Genomic DNA, 19,549 nt, shown 5'->3' with positions numbered 1-19,549 from the left:
AGTTCGGTGCCGTTGTCGGAGACGATCATTCCGGGCTTGCCACGTCGTTCGCGCCTCCGCATTTCGCGCATGTGGGCTTCGGCGACTCAACGACGATGGTGGCCGGCACGCCGTCCGCCATCCTCCAGACATCAAAGACCAAGCTGCCAGATTTCGGCGGTGAGCACATTCCCCTTGGGCGCGATGAGACGCACCGCGCTTACCCCGCCAACCGGCCGCTGACGCTCGGCATCCGTCCCGAGGACATCGCCTTCGGCGGCGAGACCGGCATTGACGCCGTGGTCAAGGTGGTCGAACCGACGGGATCGGAAACCCATGTCGCCGTCGAAGTCGACGGCAGGGAATTGACATGGGTCGTGCGCGAACGTGTCGAACTCGTCCCGGAACAGCGAGTGAAGTTCTCCTTCGAGACATCGAAGGTCCATTTCTTCGACCAGCAGACGCAGCAGCGTTTGAGCGCTTGATCCCAGGCCCGGCGAGGCGGTCAAATTCTCCGGTCGAAAAGCACCAGGGACTGGGCGTCCTTCAAGCGAAACATCTGGGCGGGCCGATTGCTCGCCCGGCGCATTTCGCCCTCGACCGGCTCCAGGAAATCGGCTTCCGCCATGCGCTTTCGAAAGGCCGATTTGTCGAGCTTGCGGCCGAGAAGGCTTTCATAGACCGATTGCAGTTCGCTCAATGTAAAGCGGGCCGGCAGCAGATGGCCGGGCAGGTTCGTATATTCGACCTTGCTCCGGATGCGGCCGAGCGCTTCCCTGAGCAGGGATGCGTGGTCGAAAGCGATGGGAAAGCCGACGCCCTCGCCCTCGATGGCGCGCCATTCGGCCTCCCCAGCCATCCCATCCCGCCTTGCTGCGACATCATCGGCCGAAAGCAGCGCGATATAGACGATACTGATGCTCCAGCCCCTCGGGTCCCGGCCGGCGCTTCCCGTCGTTTGCAGCTGTTCGAGATAGGGCGTTTCGACGCCGGTCTTTTCCTTCAGCACCCGGCGAGCCGCAGCCTCCAGATCCTCATCCTCGTCAATGTGGATCCAGCCGCCGGGCAGAGCCCAGTCGCCGGAAAAGGGGGCGCCTGCCCGCCGGACCAGAAGCACGGCGAGGCCTTGCGGCGACAGTGAGAAGATGGCGAGGTCGACGGTCGCGATCGGTTTGTAGGCGTCGTTGTCGTGTGTGGTCATGATGGGAAGATAACACGCGCCAGCCTTAGTGTAAATATTCAACTAAGTTAGTTGACATTTGTCACTAAGTCGTGTCATCTCCCCTTCGACACGAGCGAGGGGCTCGCGCCAGCAATAGGAAAGCGGACATGTTCGGACTGCGCTTCATCAAGACGGAACCCACGCAATACGTCATCCAATATCAAAACGGCAATGCCGTGCGCGAGGGCGCGGGCCTTGCCTTCTGGCATTTTTCGCCTTCGAGTTCCCTCGTGCTGGTGCCGACGGCGAGCGTCAACGATCCTTTCATTTTTCCCCTGGTGACATCGGACTTCCAGGAGGTGACGGTGCAGGGCCAGATCACCTACCGCATCGCCGAGCCGCGCCGCACGGCGGCACTCTTGAATTTCACGCTCGACCGCAAGGGCCACTATGTCTCGGAAGATCCGCAAAAGCTTTCGACCCGGGTGATCGACCGCGTCCAGGTGGCGATGCGGGCCGAGGTGCAGACGCTATCGCTCAAGCAGGTCCTTGCTTCAGGCGAGGCGCTTGTCGCCGGTGTCGCGGAGGCGCTGAAGAAGCATCCGACGATCGAAGCGCTCGGCCTCGAAATCCTCGGCCTGTCACTGCTCGCCGTCATGCCGAAGGCCGAGACATCAAAGGCGCTGGAAGCGCATGCCCGCGAAGCGCTGTTGCGCCAGGCCGACGAAGCCATCTACAGCCGCCGCAATGCCGCGATCGAACAGGAGCGGACGATCAAGGAAAACGAGATCGCCACCGAGATCACCCTTGAGAACAAGAGGCGGCAGGTGCGCGAAGCCCAGATGGAGGCCGAACGCGCCGTGCAGGAACGGCAGCTGCAGATCCGCCGCGAAGAAATGGCCGGCAAGATCGCACTCGAAGAGCAGAACCGCGACCTGGTGATGCTGGCGGCGACCAATGCGCGGGCCGAGGCCGACGCCCAGGCCTATGCGATGACGGCGATGATGAAATCCTTCGAAGAGGCCGATCCGAAAGTGCTGCAGGCACTCGCCTCGGTCGGCATGCAGCCGGGCCAACTCATGGCGCTCGCCTTCCGCGACCTCGCCGACAATGCGACGAAGATCGGTCAGTTGAACGTCTCGCCCGATCTTCTCAGGGAGATCTTGCAGCCGCAGGAGGGCAAGGACCGTGCCGGCCTCTGACGAACGCAAGATCATCCTGGTCGTCAGGCCGACCCGGCTCGACGAGCTCATTGCCCGCTACAACACGGTGCAGCAAGCGCAGTTCTATGTCGAGCATCTCGGCGCCGACTTCAGCGACTACCTAGCAGAGAAGAAGCGATACGAAACGGCTATCTCAGAGGTTGAAGCCAGCCTGCGTGCCGTCGCCCGCGTCCAGCGTCTCGACCGCCGCTATCTCGCGAGCTTCGTCTTCGGCCCCGACGATGTCATCGTCGTGCTCGGCCAGGACGGGCTGGTCGCCAACACGCTCAAATATCTCGACGGGCAGCCGGTCCTCGGCGTCAACCCCGATCCCAAGCGCTGGGACGGCCTGCTGCTGCCCTTCAACCCGAAGAGCCTTCCGAAAGTCATCGGCGAGGCTCTGAAAAACAAACGGCCGATCAAACACGTCAGCATGGCCAAGGTGACGCTCAACACCGGCGCCGTCATCCACGCGGTCAACGATCTCTTCATCGGCCCGAAAAGCCATGTCTCGGCGCGCTATATCCTGCAGTCCGAAGAGCGCGAGGAGCGCCAGTCCTCCAGCGGCATCATCGTCTCGACAGGCATGGGCTCGACCGGCTGGCTGAAGAGCCTCTATTCCGGCTGGCGCGGAGCCGCAAGCGCGCTCGGCCTCGAACCCACCGACAGGACGATCGACATGTCCTTCGCCTGGGACGCGGATTATCTGCGCTACTTCGTGCGCGAACCCTTCCCGAGCCGCACGACCGGCGCCACCATCGTCGCCGGACTCGTCTCCCAGGACCAACCGCTCACCATCGTCTCCGAAATGCCGGAACACGGCGTGATCTTCAGCGACGGCATCGAGGCGGATTTCCTCGAGTTCAACGCCGGGACACGGGCGGAGGTGACGCTGGCCGAGCGGCGGGGAATGTTGGTGATGTGAGGGACCGGCTGCGTTTTTTCCGATAGCGCGGCGTCGCTTACCCCTTTACCGTCACCAGCGGCGTGATCTTCGCAACCTTGGTGACCATGCCCGCGTCGACCATGGGCTCAACGACGCTATCGACAGGCTTATAGGCGGCCGGCGCTTCCTCCTTGAGACGCGCATGAATCTCAGCCAGGATATCCTGCCGCCCCTGCAATGAAGGACTTTGCGGATCGACCGGACCGATGACGCGCAGCGCATTGGCGGTGTTCCCTCGCGAGCGTGCCTCCTGCCGCGAGAGCTTACGTCCCGCCCCGTGGGCGGACGACTCCAGAAAGTCGGTTGATCCGCATCCGGCGAGCAGCCATGTGCCGTCACCCATCGATCCGGGCAGGATGACCGGTTCGCCCAACCATTCGTAGGGTCCGGCACCAAGGGCGCCGACACCTCTCGCCGGACAGGCGCCTTTTCGATGGCGCACAACGCTTCCACTCTCCCAAACCGTGTTATGGGGAGCGTCATAGACGAGACGGTGTTCGATTTCCTGTCCAAGCGTTCTGGCCACAGCCTCGATGGCCGCCAGTCCGATGAAGAAACGGTTGGCGAATGCTGCGTTCACCGCGTTCGCATGACCGTTCATGTATCTCTTGTAGAGATCCGGTCGCATCTCCCTGGAGAGTACCCGCCAATCCTCGCCGGGTTTGAAGTCAGATTTCAGCCTGTCTCTGGTTGCCGTGCCCACTCGCTGCCCGAAGTCGAGGGAGCCCGAGTGGACCACAAGGACGACAGAGCCCGGCTTCAGGCCCGCGGTTCTCGCGAAGGTGCCATCTGCGACTTGATCGACGTAGCCGAGTTCGACGAAGTGATTTCCGCCGCCGATCGTACCTAGAATCGCGTCACGGCGGTGATCGCTATCGATTTGAGCATAATCCGCAAAATCGACATCGATATTTTCACAGGCAAAAACGCCGCTGTCCGAATGGCGTTCAAGATCGGCCCATACTCGCGAAAGATCCAGTTTGGAAAGCAGGCCGGTGCTCTTCCGTTGCAGGCTGTCCAAGAGACCGGGCAGCCCCTCGCGCAGGATCGCATGCCGATCCAATCCCGTCAGCGCAATGTCACGGCCACCTTGGAAGAACACATGGCGAAGATGACGATCGAGCACCGGCGTCGACAATTGCTCGGATGTGACATTGTCGAGGACGACCATGCGCATCCCGCAGCCGATGTCAGATCCGATCATGTGCGGAAGAACCGCGCCTTCGACATCAGCGACGACGCCGACGGGAACCGGTTTGCCGGGATGAAAGTCAGGGGTCGTTGCGATAGCCCGCAGCGAGGCCTTCTTCTCAGCCATTGCCTCCGGTGTCGACAAAGCGTGCGCAAGATCCGCAAGTGAGTGCGCGTAACTCTGTTCCGGCTCGTCGCGTGCTACGACTGACCTGATGGCATGCCCAGCAATGTTGCTGGTGCGGCCGATAAATGATGGCGCGTTCATGTTGTTCTCCGTGAGTGCCTGGGTTCAGCAGCCGCGGCAATACGGAGTGCCCGCGCGTATGACATGGAGCGGCGGAAAATTCAATGCCGGAGCGCGCAGTTGCGGCGGGTAAGGACGGACCGTCGCTACCCAGTGGCCGACTTGTATTCTCCGGATCTCGCCGATAGGTTGTCGGTGAAGATGAGGTAGCCAAGACATGCATATCCGAAAAGCCGTCTCCTCCGATGCGGAGGAGCTGAGCGCTCTCCTGAACGAGATCATCCAAGCGGGCGGAACGACAGCTCTGGAGACCCCACTGTCGGCTGCCGAGTTTGCCGATTGGTTCATCGACGGCGAGTTTCCTCTTGTCTGCCATGTTGCCGAGCACGGTCAGTCGCTGGTTGGTTTTCAATCGCTGAGCCTATACGGCGACCCGCCAAAAGGCGTCGCCGACATTGCGACCTTCGCCCGTATGAAGCCGAAAACCGCAGGCGTAGGCAGCGCGCTTTTTCCTGCGACCCGCGCGGCGGCAAAAGGGTTCGGGCTCGAATTCATCAATGCGACCATCCGGGCCGACAATATCAGCGGACTTGGCTATTACGCGAAGATGGGCTTTGAGACCTATGACAGACTGCCCCAGGTTCCGCTCCAGGATGGGACGCCTGTCGACAGGATCAAGAAACGTTTCAGCCTGAACGCCCGGTCCCCCGCGACGCCTCGCTCCTGAGGAGCCGACGGCGTTATCGGAAGATATTGACGCGACGGCCGCGTGCAGCCTGCTCGCAGTCAGTGATATGCGATGACGGCTTCGTTCGCAGCTCCGTTATATTAAGCCTATGACGCAACAGCGTAGTTTCCTGCAATGGAAGCGAAATCATACTTAACTTCTGCCACAAGCGCCGCCTGTCTGAGGCTGTTGTCCATCCCCGATTGATCGTCATCTGGTGTCGATTGATGGTTCCGCAGATGCAAAGTCGCAGGAAGCGAGACAGATCGAAGTCATATCCGGAGATAGCCATGCCCGATGCTATGTTCACCGCCGAGGAACTTGCGTTGATCCGCCACGCTTACGCCCATCAGGTGGCGGCAATCGCGGCAACGACGAACCCGCGGATCGAAGCTGCCTTTGCCGTCGTCGCCCGCGAAAAATTCCTCGGCGCGCCGCCATGGCAGATCGCCAACCTGGGCGGCGGATATCGTTCCCTGCTCTCCTCTGATCCGGTTCTGGCCTATCAGGATGCTGTTCGCCTTGCAGCCCGACTAGGGCGTCAACAATGGAAGTCCGTCGCTGCACGCCCGTCTTCTGACGGAACTGGACGTACAGATCGGTGATCGTGTCGCCCATATCGGCGCCGGCACCGGTTATTATAGCGCCATTCTCGCGGAGCTGGTCGGCGCAGCCGGTCATGTTTATGCCGTCGAGATGGATCCCGATCTGGCCGGCCACGCGCAAGCAGCGCTTGCCGATCGGGCCAATGCCAGCGTCATCGCCGCCGACGGCACTCAATGGCCGCAGCAAGAGGTGGATGCGATCTACGTGAATTTCGCCGTCGGGCGTCCGGCGGCGCCGTGGATCGAAAGGCTGCGACCTGGAGGGCGCCTGGTGTTGCCGCTTGGCGTACCGCGGCAGGGCCGGTCATCGAATGGCGGCCGGCATGCGTCCCTTGGCGCGGCCCTTCGTGTCGAGCGCAGCGCGACCGGATTAGCCGCGCGTTGGATCGGCAATGCTTATTTCGTCTGCGCCGATGGCGGATTGGCGATCGACGAAAATGAGGTGGAGAAGCTGACGGCCGCGTTCAAGCGCGGCGGTATCGAGTTCATAAAAAGCCTACTCTGGAAGACGAAGCCACGGATAGGGCGCTGCTGGTATATCGGCGACCAATGGGCGCTCTGCTATGACGATGCCTGAACACGGACCAGGCGGGTGATCGCTCGATCTCGAGGGGAGCGAGAGCGATGCAGCGCTGCGCCATCGATCGCGATGCCTCCTGCCCTTCGCCGGCATAATCAGCTGATCACAGTTCAGCGGGCGACAGCGTCGCGAAACATCCAGTGCGGACGGCGAAGACGCTCAACGTGTCGATCCCGGTCCGGCTTGATCGCGGGAGCATCGCCCGTTTCGGGATGATGGCGGCTGCCCGAAATAACGAAAGCCCGGCGCGGGAGAGGAGCGCCGGGCTTCGATAGTGACCGACAGCCTGGGAGGAGGATGCTGTCCGTCAAGCCGAAGCAGCTCGGAGGGGTTAAGCGCTTCAGTCCGCCATCAGGTAGTGCCGCAATGCGGCAAATTCAAGCTCGGCGGTTTGGCTGCATGCGGGTGACGCTGGAAGAAGGTCGGAGGAGTGTCTCGACTATTGCTCGCCACCGAGTTCGGCGCGGCGTTGTCCGCGGACAACGTGGGCTGCTGCCGCTCATTCCTGAAGCGGGCTGGCCGCGCTTGCAAGGGTCAACCTCCGGCGTGTCCGCTTCGTCCTTCGAGGTTACCGCGGGGCGCCTGATGATGCACGCTTTGGGTGGGGCTAGCCTTTCATTGTCGAGCCGCAGTCAGTAGCGCCGCAAATCGGAGCTCTGTTTCTTGGTGCCCTGGCGAGGGGCGTCATTCTTCAAGGTTCCCTATTGAGGGCCGCCGTCCGCCAGCGTCCCCATCCTTGGGGTGTGTAGGCCGCGAGGGCGGAGCCTCGAAGGGCACGCTCCAACATTGCGGCTTGCATCGGATTGCGCCGGCGCCCCCGCCCTGTCCTTCGAGACCCCTGCGGGGCGCCTCAGTATGAGGCTCTCTTGGGAGGCGGCGTGGGATCCCCGGCAAGTTGTCCGCGGACAATCGACGGGTCGATCTTCTCGCGCGCCCAGTCTCCCGGGCGTCCTAACGAGGGCCGGCATTCTCCGGCGCTCCTCGTTCCTGAGGCGTGTAGCCGGAGGCCGCAGCCTCGAAGGACGCGCTCCGGCCTTGCGCCTTGCGTCTGGTTGCGGTGGTGCGCCCGCCTCGTCCTTCGAGGCCGCTGCGGGGCACCTCAGCAACCGTGTTGTTGCGGCTCGTTCCAGGGTGTGTGTCTTTTGAGGATAGTATTGATCATGATGATGAGTTTTCGCATGGCGGCGACGAGGGCGACCTTGGGCGGTTTGCCGGCGTCGCGCAGCCTTGTGTAGGAGGCCTTGATGGCTGGACTGCAGCGAATGGCCGAGAGCGTTGCCATGTAGAGAGCGCATCGGACGGTGGCGCGGCCGCCGGCGATGTGGCGCTGGCCGCGCCAGGTGCCGCTGTCGTGGGCCATCGGTGCGACGCCGACGAGGGCGGCGAGTTTCTTGTCGTCGATGCCGCCGAGTTCGGGCAGTTCGGCGATGAGCACGGCGGCGCCGACCTCGCCGATGCCGGGCACGGTCAGCAGCAGGTCGCGGCGTGCGGCCATGTCGGGCTCGGCCTCGATGGCGAGCGCTATGGCGGCATCGACGCGGGCGAGCTGGGCCTTGAGGGCTGCGAGGGTCTCGCCGATCAGCACGGCGACGGCTTGAGGGGCATGTTCGAGGCGGTTCTTCTCGGCGACCGCCATGTCGACGAGCTGGCGGCGACGGGTGACGAGGGCAGCAAGCGCGATGCGACCGTCGTCGATATGGGGGATCTGTGCCGGCCGCATCGCTCTGGCGAAGTGGCGAATGACGCGGGCATCGACCTGATCGGTCTTGGCCAGACGGCCGCTGGCCCTGGCGAAATCGCGGATCTGGCGGGGATTGACGACGGCAACGGCAATGCCGGCGGCCATCAGTGTCCTGACGGTAGGCATCTCGTAACCGCCGGTGGCCTCGACGACGACAAGCTCTGCGCCGGCCACCGCCGTCGCGAGCGCGGCCCGGCCTGCTGCATCGTTGTCGAAGCGGACAACGATGCGTTTGCCCTCGACAGCCACATTGACATGGGCCTTCGAGACATCAATGCCGACCATGAAAGCTTGCAGGACATGCATGACTGCTCCTCCTTGCAGGGCGGGCTCAAGGCCCAATCAACCGTTCGAGCGAAACATGGCGACGGAGATGCTTGCTGAGGCACGAGTTCAAACGCTGGGATGACGCGCATCTCCGTCGCACAGCCGCAGCGGCAACGTACAAGGATGAGGCTCTCGCTGGGACGGTGAGGGATCTCCGGCGGGTTGTCCGCGGACAATCCGGCGATCAATCTTCTCGCGCGCCAGCCTCCGGGCGTCATATTGATGGCCGGCATTCTCCAACGTTCTTCATCCCGAGCCGGGTAGGCGGAGGCCGGAGCCTCGAAGGATACGCACCAGCGTTGCGGCTTGCATCTGGTTGCGGCGGTGCCCCGCCTCGTCCTTAAAAGCCCCTACGGGGCACCTCAGGACGAGGCTCTCGCGGGGCGGTGGCGCGATATCCTTTCGTGCCTGTTGTTGGATCGAGTCGGCCGGTTGTCCGCGGACAATTGGATATTGAGCGGAGCGCTCGGTGTCCCTGCTGCGGCGACACGCCGCCATCCAAGCCGTTCTCTGTCCAGCGGCCGTGACAGCGCCGAGGCTGGGCGATGGGATTGTCGCGGATTTCGGAGCACGTCGCCGGTTCGTTGAGGTGGCCGATATTTGGTCGGGGAAAACGGCACTTGCCATTGCCGGCCGATGCTGCCGGCGTTATTGTTGCTGCCAGGACGCCAGCATCCTGGCCGCGAGAATTGGATGGGGGCCGGCCGAATTTCCGGTTAAAAACGGCGCGTGATGCGCCATTGTCGCCTCTTCAGCCGTAAATTCCGGGCTCCGCCCATGGGAGTCCCAAAATCCCTCACGCAGCAGTAGCGAAACCAAACCCTGCTTTCGGTTCCGTACCGCGAAGAAAGCCTAGTAAAATCAGTGGATTGTAATCCGAGAATTTTGGGGGCGCGTGGCGCCCCTATGGCGCTGTTGGCTCCGGTTGCCCTCCCCTGCGCCGCAAACCACACGAGAAAGCAACGGCTTGCATCCTTTTGCGGCACCCAGCGTTATCCACTCGGAAAAGCAGAGGATAGCAAATCAGGGGATAGGGTAATGGCAGATGTGCTTCCGCTCAAGAGGTTCTCCATCGCCGCCGCGATGATGGCCGCGGCGGTCGGGGCATTTGTGTTGATACAGGCACGGCAGGTCGGTTCGCCGGTCGCGGCGGAGAGCGGCAGAGCCGCGGACGATCATGGGCGCAATGCCGCCGTGCCGGAGGCGATACCATTCCCAGGTCTTCGCGACGTGTTCTGGCGCGTGTTCCATGAGGTGCTGGACGACCGGGTGACGCTGATCGCCGCGGGCGTCACCTTTTACCTGCTGCTGGCGCTGTTTCCGGCCATGGGCGCTTTGGTCGCTCTCTACGGGCTGGTCGCCGATCCGATCACCATATCGGAGCACCTTCGCGAGTTGTCGGTGCTCATGCCGCCGGGGGCCTTCGATCTTCTTGCCGACCAGATCAAGGAGCTCGTCAACCGGCGCGACAGCGCGCTCGGCATCACCTTCTTCGTCGGTCTCGGCATTGCGTTCTGGAGCACCCATAGCGGCACGCTGGCGATCTTCGACGCGATGAACGTCGCCTATGAGGAGACCGAGAAGCGGGGGGTGGTCCGGCTGAACCTGATCGCCCTCTGCTTCACGCTCTGCGCCGTGCTGTGGACGATTGTCATGGTGGTGTTCGTCGGGGTGATGCCGGTCGTGCTTTCCTATCTCCGGCTCGATCAATTCAAGGAGCACATGGCCCTCCTCCTGCGGTGGCCGCTGCTTCTGCTCGTCGTCGCGGTGGCGGTGACGTCCGTCTATCGCTTCGGTCCCAGCCGCGAGCCTGCCAGGCTCCGGTGGATGACCTGGGGCGCGGTGCTGACGACGGTCGCATGGGCCGCCATGTCCCTCGGCTTCTCCTTCTACCTCGATCATTTCGCCAATTACAACGCGACCTACGGCACGCTCGGCGCGCTGATCGGCTTCCTCGTCTGGATCTGGCTTTCCGTCGTCATTCTCGTCATCGGAGCGGAACTCAACGCCGAACTGGAACATCAGACCGCCAAGGACACGACGACGGGAGCCCCGCTGCCGATGGGTGCGCGCGGCGCCTATGTTGCCGACACTTTGGGCGAGACCGTCAGCTGACCGTTAACCGGCGGCATCGATCCTTGCTCCGGCAATGCAGTTTTGATGTATTTTGTCCTTGGGCAATCCCGACAGAGGAGACGATCATGACGGCCCCGCATCCTTCCAAAACTCATATCGGCAATCATGCACTGCATCCCGAAACGCAGATGCTGAACTACGGCTACGATCCCGAACTCTCGGAAGGGGCGGTCAAACCGCCGGTATTCCTCACCTCTACCTTTGTGTTCAATACGGCCGAGGATGGCCGCGACTTCTTCGATTACGTCTCGGGCCGCCGCGAGCCGCCTGCGGGCAAAGGCGCCGGTCTCGTCTATTCGCGCTTCAACCACCCCAATAGCGAGATCGTCGAGGACAGGCTCGCCGTTTACGAACGGACGGAGAGCGGCGCGCTGTTTTCCTCCGGCATGGCGGCGATCGCCACCACCCTGCTCGCCTTCGTGCGGCCGGGCGATGCGGTCCTGCATTCGCAGCCGCTTTACGGGGGAACGGAGACATTGTTGGCCAAGACCTTCCTCAATCTTGGCGTCGCCGCCATCGGCTTTGCCGACGGCGTCAGCGAGGGCTCGGTGCAGAAGGCGGCGGAGGAGGCGATGACCAAAGGCCGCGTCTCCGTCATCCTGATCGAGACGCCGGCCAATCCGACCAACAGCCTGGTCGACGTCGCGATGGTCCGGCGCGTGGCCGACGCCATCGGCGCAAAACAGGGACATACGCCGATCATCGTCTGCGACAACACCCTGCTCGGCCCTGTCTTCCAGCGGCCGATCGAGCACGGCGCCGATATCTCGCTCTATTCGCTGACCAAATATGTCGGCGGCCATTCCGACCTGATCGCCGGCGCGGTTCTCGGCCGCAAGGCCGTCATCAAGCAGGTCAAGGCGCTGCGCGGAGCGATCGGCACCCAGCTCGATCCGCATTCCTGCTGGATGCTCGGCCGCTCGCTGGAAACGCTGCAGCTGCGCATGGAGCGGGCCAACAGCAATGCGCGGGCCGTCGCCGATTTTCTGCGCGATCACCCGAAAGTCGAGAAGGTGCACTACCTGCCCTATTACGAGCCGGATTCGCCGGCCGGCCGGACTTTCGCCGCACAATGCACCGGCGCCGGCTCCACCTTTTCCTTCGATATCCGCGGGGGGCAGGCCGCCTCGTTCAAATTCCTGAACGCGCTGCAGGTCTTCAAGCTGGCGGTCAGTCTCGGGGGCACGGAATCGCTGGCGAGCCATCCGGCCGCCATGACGCATTCCGGCGTGCCCGCCGAGGTGCGCCAGCGCATCGGGGTGCTGGAATCGACGATCCGTCTGTCGATCGGCATCGAGCATCCGGACGATCTGATCGCCGACCTGGAGATGGCGCTGCAGGCGGCCTGAGCCGCGCCAGGAGATATCGATGCCCGGCGTCGCCGGGCATCGTGGGTGACGTCACTTGTCGTCGGTCGTCAGCTCCGTCTCGTCGGTATTCAGCACGAAGACCGCCAGCAGGCGAGCCGGCTTTGTCTTGCTGGCATTCTTGCTGACGGCGTGATGATCGCCCGGAAACTCGGGAAAGCTTTCGCCTGCTTTATAGACCTTCTCCGGCCCGTCATTCACCTTGCTGGTGATCGCCCCTTCGAGGACGGTGGCGTAGATGAAGGCTGAGGCCGGGTGCGTATGGCCGGGCGACGAGCCGCCCGGCCCATATTCGACGAGCACCGCCCGCATGCTCTTGCCGGGAACATTGGGAAGCTTCTGGTCGAAAACGACGCGAACCTTCGCGTCGCCGCCTGCGGCGTGAGCCTGGGTGCCGGCGGCAAGGACAATGGCGAGCGCGGCCGCCGGGATCATTTTTCTGAGCATGTCTGGTCTCCTCAGTTGATGGGACGTCGTCTTGCCGTCAGGCGCTCTTTTTCTGCGGCGGCTGCCGGCTCAGCCAGTCGTCGAAGCGGATCCGGCCGAGCCGCGCCTTGGGCCCGGTTACCAGCGAATTGTCTTCGAGCTCGACGCCGAAATAGCGGGCGTGCGGATCTGAAATCACCTGGCGCGGATCGTTCGTCGCCTTGAAGAGGCGCGTTACGATGTCGGTGAGGCGGACTTTCTCCGGCCCGCCGATCTCGATCGTGCCGTTGACGGGCGCGGCGAGCGCCACTTCGGCCATGACGTCGGCGACGTCGTCCGAGGCGATCGGCTGGACATAGGCGGGCGACAGATGCACCATCTGACCTGATGTGCCCGACTGGGCGATGCCGGCCATGAATTCGTGAAACTGCGTCGAGTGCACGATGGTGTAGGGGATGCCGGAGCTCTTGATCAGATCTTCCTGGGCCTTCTTGGCGCGCATGTAGCCGCTGTCCTGCAGCCGCTCCATGCCGACGATCGACAGCGCGATGTGATGCTTCACGCCGGCGGCAGCCCCTGCCTTGAGGAGGTTGCGGCCCGAAGTCTGGAAGAACTCCAAGACGGCCTTGTCCTCGAAGGAGGGCGAGTTGGCGAGGTCGAGCACCACCTGCGCGCCGACAAGCGCCTCCGCCAGGCCTTTGCCGGTGATCGTGTCGACGCCCGAATTCGGCGACGCCGCCAATACCTCATGCCCCTTGCTGCGCAATCTTTCCACGGTCTTCGAGCCGATGAGCCCGGTGCCGCCGATAATGACGATCTTCATGGGTAGTCTCCTTGTCCTAGCGAGGGTTTCCTCTGTTGACTTGAGGTGGCTGCCGAAATCGCGTCCTTGGCGAGGCAAGCCGATTTCATCGGTATGGGGACGCCACGCGGGATTTCCGGCGCGGCGGCCGCAGCCGATGGAAAGGAGAATGCGCCGGATCGTCAGTCCGAACCATTCTCCCTCCGTCGCTGTCGTCCTATGCCAAGGCAGTAGGGCGGCTCGCCCTGCGATCGGGCCATCCGGCCGAAATGGAGGAGATTTGCGTCATCCGGCGTCGCGAGGAATGGAGACGGTGCGGCTGGATAGATCCAGCGGAGTTTGGCGAGAAGCCAACCCCACTCTCCGTCGTCCTCGGCCTTGAGCCGAGGACCCATGCCACGGCTGCGGCGGATGCGGTGTGGATGCTCGGCTCAAGGCCGAGCATGACGGAGGGTGGGGCTAAAGTCGCCGGAGATAGCTCAGCCTGAGCGTAAATGAAGAGCAATGATGCTGTGCCATGCGCGCTCCCTGCATGCCGCCACCTTCTCCTAGCTCGCGAGACGAAGATGTACCCTCTCCGTCCCGCAAATCTCGCGGGGCACGTCCCCTCGTCCCGTTTTTGCGGCGATCCTTCTCAGGAAAGGCTGACCGCCTCGAACAGTGCGGTCAATCCGATGCCGCCGCCGATGCCGATCATGGCGAGGCCGGTTGCGGCTGGTGACCAGCCGTCCCCGCGGACCAGCTGGCTGTAGAGCCGGGTCACGAGAATTGCGCCTGATGCCCCGAACGGATGGCCGAGCGCGATGGCGCCGCCCTCCCTGTTGACCGCATCGGCTGATATGTCCAGCTGATCCAGCGATGCCAAAACCTGGGCGGCGAAAGCCTCGTTGAATTCGATGGCATCGACGCCGGAGAGCGAGAGCCCGGGCTGGCGCTGCAGGAGCTTGGCGGTCGAGGCGACCGGGCCGATGCCGAGCAGGTTGGGATCGACGCCGGCGGCGGCGCTGTCGATGAAGGCGAGGCCCTTTTCGATGCCGAGGCTTCTGGCCATGCCGCGGCTTCTGGCCATGCCGCGGCTCATGACGAGCACCAGACAGGCGCCATCATTGACAGGGCAGGCGTTGCCTGCGGTCACCGAGCCATCGGCCAGGAAGACGGGGCGGAGGTTGGCCAGTGCTTCGATCGATGTCGTCGGGCGCGGGCACTCGTCCCGTTCCACCAATCCGTGGCCGGTGGAGATTTCGACGATCTCGGACTGAAAGAGGCCCGCTTCGGCCGCCGCGACGGCGAGCCGGTGACTGCGGAGGGCGAATTCATCCTGCCTTTGGCGCGAGATGGCGAAGGCGCGGGCGACGTTTTCGGCGGCGACGCCCATTTCCGGGTCGCCGATCGTTTCGGGGGAGAACCGCGCGCGGCCGTAAAAGCGCGGCACGGCGCCATTGCTCTTGGGCCGTTCGACGCGCCATGGCGCGGTGCTGACGCTCTCGACGCCGCCGGCGAGATAGCAGGCGCCGGCCTTCGCCTGGACCAGGCGGGCGGCGAGGATGATCGCTTCCAGCCCTGAACCGCATTGCCGGTCGACGGCCACACCGGGCACCGCCATCGGCAGGCCGGCGCCGAGGGCTGCCAGCCGGCCGATATTGCCGCCGCCGCCGGCGGCATTGCCGACCAGCACGTCGTCGATGGCGTCGGGTGCAATGCCTGTCTCGGCAACGAGCCGGCGGATGATCGGGGCAAGCAGGTCTTCGGCGGTGATCGTCGAAAGCGATCCGAAGGCCCGGCCGATCGGTGTGCGGTAGGCGGCAACCACGACCGGCTGCCAATCCTCATCAGGCTGATAGGCGTAGGACAAGACCGTCTCCCGAAATGACCGCAGCTTCCACCTGCCGCCTGGATATCTTGCCGCTGCTCGTCATCGGCCAGGAGGCGATATGGTAGAACTGCCTGGGGATCTTGAACCGGGCGAGCTGTCCCGCGCAATGGTCGGCGAGCATTTTCGCATCTGTCGCCTCTCCCGAGACGACCGCGACGATCCGCTGGCCGTAATAGGCATCCGCCAGCCCGAAGACGACGGCATCCTCGACCCCAGGGCAGCTTTTGAGAGCGCTCTCGACTTCGGCGGGATAGACGTTGTTGCCGCCTGAAATCATCATGCCGCCTGCCCGGCCGATCACCCGCAGCATGCCGTTTTCATCGAGTTCCCCGAGATCTCCGACCGTTGCTCCCGCTTTGGTGACCCGGAACGCCTGGCCGTCGTCGCCCCAGAGATAGCCGTCGGCGATCAGGTCGCTCCTGACGAAGATGGTGCCCGGCACATCGGTGCCGACATCGTTTTCATCCGGATCGCGAATGGAAATCTCGACGCCCGGATAGACCTGCCCCACCCGATCGATCGGAAAATCGGTCTTACCCCCGACAAGCGTTGAGACCGTCATGAAACCGATTTCGGATGCGCCGTAATATTCCTGGATGCGCGCCCCCGGAAAAAGGCGCCGCATGGACTCGACCCCGTTTACGTCGAGCTTGGCGCCGGCGGTCAGGACATCGCGCAAGGAGGTCAGAGCCGGTTCGCCGGCCCAGGCCCTTGATATGCCTGCTATATGGGTGGGCACGGCAACCAGCCGCTCGATCTCTTCGCGGCTGAGAATACGCGCGACCGCAGCGGCATCCCATTTCCTGACTGAATGGAAAGTGCCGCCGGCATCCAGGGCTTCGACCATAGCGTAAAGCGCCAGCCCATGCGCCAGGGCGCCGGGGCACATGGTGGATGGGGCGTCTTCGATCTCGAAAACCGCGCGTCCGCGGTCGAGGCTGCGGCGCCATTGCTGGCGCGAGCGGTAATAGGCTTTCGGCTCGGCTGTTGTGCCCGAGGTAAAGCCGATCAGGAAGATGCCCTCGGCATCGTCCGGCAGTTCGCCTTTCGTCTCGGTGAGATCGAAGGGGTCGGCTCCGGCGACGACGACCGGTATGCCGAGCCTGCGGCCGATTTCGGCGCTTGGGCTCGCATCGTCGTCGACGACAAGCACGTCAGGCGCCAGCCGCTCGATGATGCGCCCGATCCTGTCCGGCGGCATCATCGGGTCGATTACCGCACAGGCATTCGGCAAGGCGGTGGCGGCGACGAAATATTCGGCGAAGCCGATGTGATTGCCGAGGCTGAGGGCCACAAGTTTCTCGACGCCGGGCAGATCGAATGAACGGTGGTTGGAGCGGGGAAGCGTTTGGATACACCGGTAGATTGCGCTGGCACGGCGATAGAGTTCGCCATAACTCAAGGAGAGGCCGTCGATCACGACCGCCGGCTTGTCCGGTCTCTCCGTGGCGTGTCGAAGAAGCTCCTTGTGGATCGGCATGGTCAGGCCTGCGACAAGGCGGCTCTGGTGGCCTCGGGAATGGGCGTGGGGCGGCTGTCGGAAAGGCCGACGCAGACCCAGACGAGTCCGCCCGAGGCGCAGTGGGCGCCGTCGCGCCGGCGAAAAAGTTCGATCGCGAAGGAGAGGCTGGTGCGCCCGATTTTCTCGACGACGACCTTCGCCTCGACGACATCGTCGACGTCGATCGGGTTGTGAAAGGTGATCTCCGCCTTCTTCACGTGATAGGCAACGCCCGAGGAGGTGTGGCGGAAATGGCTGAGAATGTCTCGGTGCCGCAGGAATTCGACGACCGCATCCTCGCAATAGTCGAGGTAAACCGAGTTATGGACATGACCATAGATGTCGATGTCTCGCATCGAGACCCGGAACGATGCTAAAGGCCTGTCGTCAACACTCATTCGATCACCGAAATTTCGAAGGCGTGTTCTAACCGACTGTGTGGGGGATGCAAATGCAATATCAGGCGGTCGTGCGAAAATTCGGGCCGGCCGAGGAGGTCGTCGGGATCGAGCGGGCCGAACTGGCGCCGTTGCGTCGCGACCATGTGCGGGTACGGCTGCTGGCGCGCTCGATCAATCCCTCCGATATCATCACCATCTCGGGCGCCTATGCCGGTCGCACGACCCTGCCCTTCATCCCCGGCTTCGAAGCCTTCGGTGTGGTCGAGGCATGCGGCGAGGAGGCGCACGGACTTGTGCCGGGAACCCGCGTGCTGCCGGTGCGCAGCGCCGGCGGCTGGCAGGAATTCAAGGATACCGATCCCAACTGGTGCCTTCGCGTGCCCGACGCGCTGTCCGACTTCGAAGCGGCGACCAGCTACGTCAACCCGATGACCGCCTGGCTGATGCTGCACCACAAGATCGGGCTGAAGCCCGGCATGCGCATCGCCATCAATGCCGCCGCCTCCTCGATCGGATCGATCCTGATCGGCATGGCGAACGCCGCCGGCGTGGAACCAATCGCAATCGTCCGCAGCGAGGAATCCCGCGCGCGCGTCAGCGGCCGCCTCGAGGCTGTCATCGTCGACAAAGCGGACAGCGATCTCGCCGCCGGCCTCGCCGGCCGGCACGGGCTCAACGCAGTGCTCGACTGCGTCGGAGGCGCACGCGCCTCGGTGCTTGCCGATGCGCTGAGGCCTGGCGGGCACTTCCTGCATTACGGCCTGCTGTCGGGAGAGAGCATCCCGCCATCCTTCTGGGCCTCCCATCCCGACATCGCCTTTTCCTATTGTCACCTGAGGGAATGGGTCCATTCCGAGGCGATGGGCGAGGTCCAGCGCGCCTATGCCCAGGTGGCGGCGCAGATCGCGGGCAAGGTCATCGCGACAGAGGTGCGGGAGGTGTTTCCGCTGGAAAAGGTCGGCGAGGCGCTGCGCGCCGCCCTGCCCTTCCGCACGGGGGGCAAGGTGCTGCTGGCGTGATGGAGGCGCGTTGGGATGCCCTTCGCGTACGCTCAGCAAAGCCAGGCAATGAAGGGTGTGCCGTGTAGCCCCCTCATCTGCCTGCCGGCATCTTCTCCCCGCTGGGGAGAAGGGACCAGACCGCACGACCGTCATTCCGACAGCTGGAGTTTGAGAGGGAGCAAGGCGCTGCCACGATTCCGCTTCTCCCCAGCGGGGAGAAGATGCCCGGCAGGGCAGATGAGGGGGGTGAGGAGTCCTGGCGACGAACGCCTTGAGCGGCAAGCGAAAGGCAACTAACCGATCCCAAATCTCGATCAGTTGGCAACCCCTTCATTCCGCTCCCGCGCCCTCATGATTTGCGGATGATTCCGGTCCGCCCAGCCGATCAGCGCTTTCATCGGGATCAGGAACGAACGCCCCATCTCCGTCAGCTCATACTCCACCCGTGGCGGAACTTCAGGATAGACGGTACGGCTGATGAAGCCGTCCTGTTCCAGATGCCGCAATGTCTTGGAGAGCATCTGTTTGGAAATGTCGCCGATCTCGCGCAGCAGTTCGTTGAAGCGTTTCTTTTCACCTTCAAGCGCTTCGAGAGTGAGCAGGCTCCATTGATCGCCGATGCGATCGAGCACGCCTCTGATCGGGCAGCCGGCGCCGGGCTGTTGTCTCTTCTCGTCCGCTTCTCCAGGCATGCGCTCTCCTTGGTCACCGCAGGCTGACCTTGCCACCAAAACCTGCCTTCTTGCCGGGCATGGCGAGGTTTCATAGACCTGCTCTCATAGTCTGCTTTCTAGACTAGATCGCTGATCCATACCAAGGAGCTTGATGCATGAGATTTCAATCGCTTTTCGCCCTCGCCATTCTGGCGGGCATTGCCGCACCGTCAGGCGTTTTTGCTGAATCGGCCGCCCGCGACTTGAAGGTCGAGGAAGCCAACCGCAAGCTGGTGGTGGAATTCTACGACAGGTTCTTCAACAAGCACGATCTAACGGCCGCCTCGGTCGTTGCGGACGATTACCGGCAGCACAATCCGCAGGTTCCCGACGGCAAGCAGCCGCTCATTTCCTTCTTTACCGGCTTCTTCAAGGACAATGCCCAATCGAAGGCGGAGATCGTCCGCAGTGCTGCCGATGGCGATCTCGTCTGGCTGCACGTGCATGCAACGAACGGTGCCGACGACCGCGGCGAAGCCATCGTCGATATCTTCCGCGTCAAGGACGGCAAGATCGTCGAGCACTGGGATGTGATTCAACCCGTTCCGAAAGAGGCGGCCAACAAGAACACGATGTTCTGAAGTCGATGGGGGCCGGCTTACGCCGGCCCCGCCATTGCTTA

General features: G+C 63.3%; 16 protein-coding genes and 2 pseudogenes. 9 read left to right on the top strand and 9 right to left on the bottom strand.

Annotated elements, in window-relative coordinates; translation table 11 throughout:
- Positions 1-206: 206 nt before the first annotated feature.
- A pseudogene (locus RHEC894_RS29155) lies at positions 207-464 on the top strand (TOBE domain-containing protein); the annotation flags it as partial.
- A 20-nt stretch (positions 465-484) separates the two neighbouring features.
- Here the strand turns inward: RHEC894_RS29155 and RHEC894_RS29150 are convergent.
- Positions 485-1,180, bottom strand: coding sequence for an NUDIX domain-containing protein (locus RHEC894_RS29150; RefSeq protein WP_085740180.1), 696 nt, complete (start codon positions 1,178-1,180; stop codon positions 485-487).
- A gap of 128 nt (positions 1,181-1,308) precedes the next feature.
- On the opposite strand from RHEC894_RS29150, the gene RHEC894_RS29145 reads away from it, so the two are divergent.
- A complete protein-coding gene (locus RHEC894_RS29145) occupies positions 1,309-2,343 on the top strand; it encodes an SPFH domain-containing protein (RefSeq protein ID WP_085740179.1) in 1,035 nt (344 codons plus the stop codon).
- The gene (locus tag RHEC894_RS29140; protein ID WP_085740178.1) at positions 2,330-3,268 is read left to right on the top strand and encodes a sugar kinase; all 939 of its coding nucleotides are present in this window, start codon (positions 2,330-2,332) and stop codon (positions 3,266-3,268) included. Before RHEC894_RS29145 ends, RHEC894_RS29140 begins: the two co-directional genes overlap by 14 nt.
- 37 nt (positions 3,269-3,305) lie before the next feature.
- On the opposite strand, the gene RHEC894_RS29135 is transcribed toward RHEC894_RS29140, so the two are convergent.
- Complete coding sequence (locus RHEC894_RS29135) at positions 3,306-4,748, bottom strand: RtcB family protein (RefSeq protein ID WP_085740177.1); 1,443 nt, start codon at positions 4,746-4,748, stop codon at positions 3,306-3,308.
- Between the two features lie 196 nt (positions 4,749-4,944).
- Between RHEC894_RS29135 and RHEC894_RS29130 the strand changes: the two genes are divergently transcribed.
- Positions 4,945-5,454, top strand: a complete 510-nt coding sequence (locus RHEC894_RS29130; RefSeq protein WP_085740176.1) for a GNAT family N-acetyltransferase — start codon at positions 4,945-4,947, stop codon at positions 5,452-5,454.
- A gap of 290 nt (positions 5,455-5,744) precedes the next feature.
- A pseudogene (locus RHEC894_RS29125) lies at positions 5,745-6,636 on the top strand (methyltransferase domain-containing protein).
- 1,102 nt (positions 6,637-7,738) lie between these two features.
- On the opposite strand, the gene RHEC894_RS29120 reads toward RHEC894_RS29125, so the two are convergent.
- Positions 7,739-8,686, bottom strand: a complete 948-nt coding sequence (locus RHEC894_RS29120) for an IS110 family transposase (protein WP_085740175.1) — start codon at positions 8,684-8,686, stop codon at positions 7,739-7,741.
- Between the two features lie 1,059 nt (positions 8,687-9,745).
- Here RHEC894_RS29120 and RHEC894_RS29115 point away from each other — a divergent pair.
- Entirely contained in the window at positions 9,746-10,822 is a 1,077-nt protein-coding gene (locus tag RHEC894_RS29115) for a YihY/virulence factor BrkB family protein (RefSeq protein ID WP_085740174.1), read from the top strand.
- Positions 10,823-10,908: 86 nt separating this feature from the next.
- Positions 10,909-12,192 (top strand): cystathionine gamma-synthase family protein, encoded by a 1,284-nt coding sequence (locus RHEC894_RS29110; RefSeq protein WP_085740173.1) that lies wholly within the window; start codon positions 10,909-10,911, stop codon positions 12,190-12,192.
- 51 nt (positions 12,193-12,243) lie between these two features.
- Here RHEC894_RS29110 and RHEC894_RS29105 read toward each other — a convergent pair whose 3' ends face one another.
- The 5 genes from RHEC894_RS29105 to RHEC894_RS29080 form a co-directional block, all read right to left on the bottom strand.
- Positions 12,244-12,657 carry a cupin domain-containing protein gene (locus tag RHEC894_RS29105; RefSeq protein WP_085740172.1) on the bottom strand — a complete coding sequence of 138 codons (414 nt, stop codon included), beginning with the start codon at positions 12,655-12,657 and terminating at the stop codon, positions 12,244-12,246.
- Between the two features lie 37 nt (positions 12,658-12,694).
- Entirely contained in the window at positions 12,695-13,459 is a 765-nt protein-coding gene (locus RHEC894_RS29100) for an SDR family oxidoreductase (protein WP_085740171.1), read from the bottom strand.
- A gap of 613 nt (positions 13,460-14,072) precedes the next feature.
- On the bottom strand, positions 14,073-15,290 hold the full coding sequence (locus tag RHEC894_RS29090; RefSeq protein WP_010069025.1) for a thiolase family protein: 1,218 nt from the start codon (positions 15,288-15,290) through the stop codon (positions 14,073-14,075).
- Positions 15,268-16,791 (bottom strand): AMP-binding protein, encoded by a 1,524-nt coding sequence (locus tag RHEC894_RS29085; RefSeq protein ID WP_085740170.1) that lies wholly within the window; start codon positions 16,789-16,791, stop codon positions 15,268-15,270. Before RHEC894_RS29085 ends, RHEC894_RS29090 begins: the two co-directional genes overlap by 23 nt.
- Positions 16,792-16,793: 2 nt before the next feature.
- Positions 16,794-17,210: a thioesterase family protein gene (locus RHEC894_RS29080; protein ID WP_085740169.1), complete on the bottom strand. Its 417-nt coding sequence runs from the start codon at positions 17,208-17,210 to the stop codon at positions 16,794-16,796.
- Between the two features lie 53 nt (positions 17,211-17,263).
- Here RHEC894_RS29080 and RHEC894_RS29075 point away from each other — a divergent pair, with 53 nt between their 5' ends.
- Positions 17,264-18,232, top strand: a complete 969-nt coding sequence (locus RHEC894_RS29075) for a zinc-dependent alcohol dehydrogenase family protein (RefSeq protein ID WP_085740623.1) — start codon at positions 17,264-17,266, stop codon at positions 18,230-18,232.
- Positions 18,233-18,528: 296 nt separating this feature from the next.
- Here the strand turns inward: RHEC894_RS29075 and RHEC894_RS29070 are convergent, their stop codons facing one another.
- Complete coding sequence (locus tag RHEC894_RS29070; RefSeq protein WP_085740168.1) at positions 18,529-18,906, bottom strand: helix-turn-helix domain-containing protein; 378 nt, start codon at positions 18,904-18,906, stop codon at positions 18,529-18,531.
- A gap of 137 nt (positions 18,907-19,043) precedes the next feature.
- On the opposite strand from RHEC894_RS29070, the gene RHEC894_RS29065 reads away from it, so the two are divergent.
- Positions 19,044-19,508, top strand: a complete 465-nt coding sequence (locus RHEC894_RS29065; protein WP_085740167.1) for a nuclear transport factor 2 family protein — start codon at positions 19,044-19,046, stop codon at positions 19,506-19,508.
- The last annotated feature ends 41 nt before the right edge of the window (positions 19,509-19,549 follow it).

It is taken from the genome of Rhizobium sp. CIAT894 (assembly GCF_000172795.2).
GTDB lineage: Bacteria > Pseudomonadota > Alphaproteobacteria > Rhizobiales > Rhizobiaceae > Rhizobium.
This window is presented reverse-complemented; position numbering and strand designations above follow the sequence as displayed.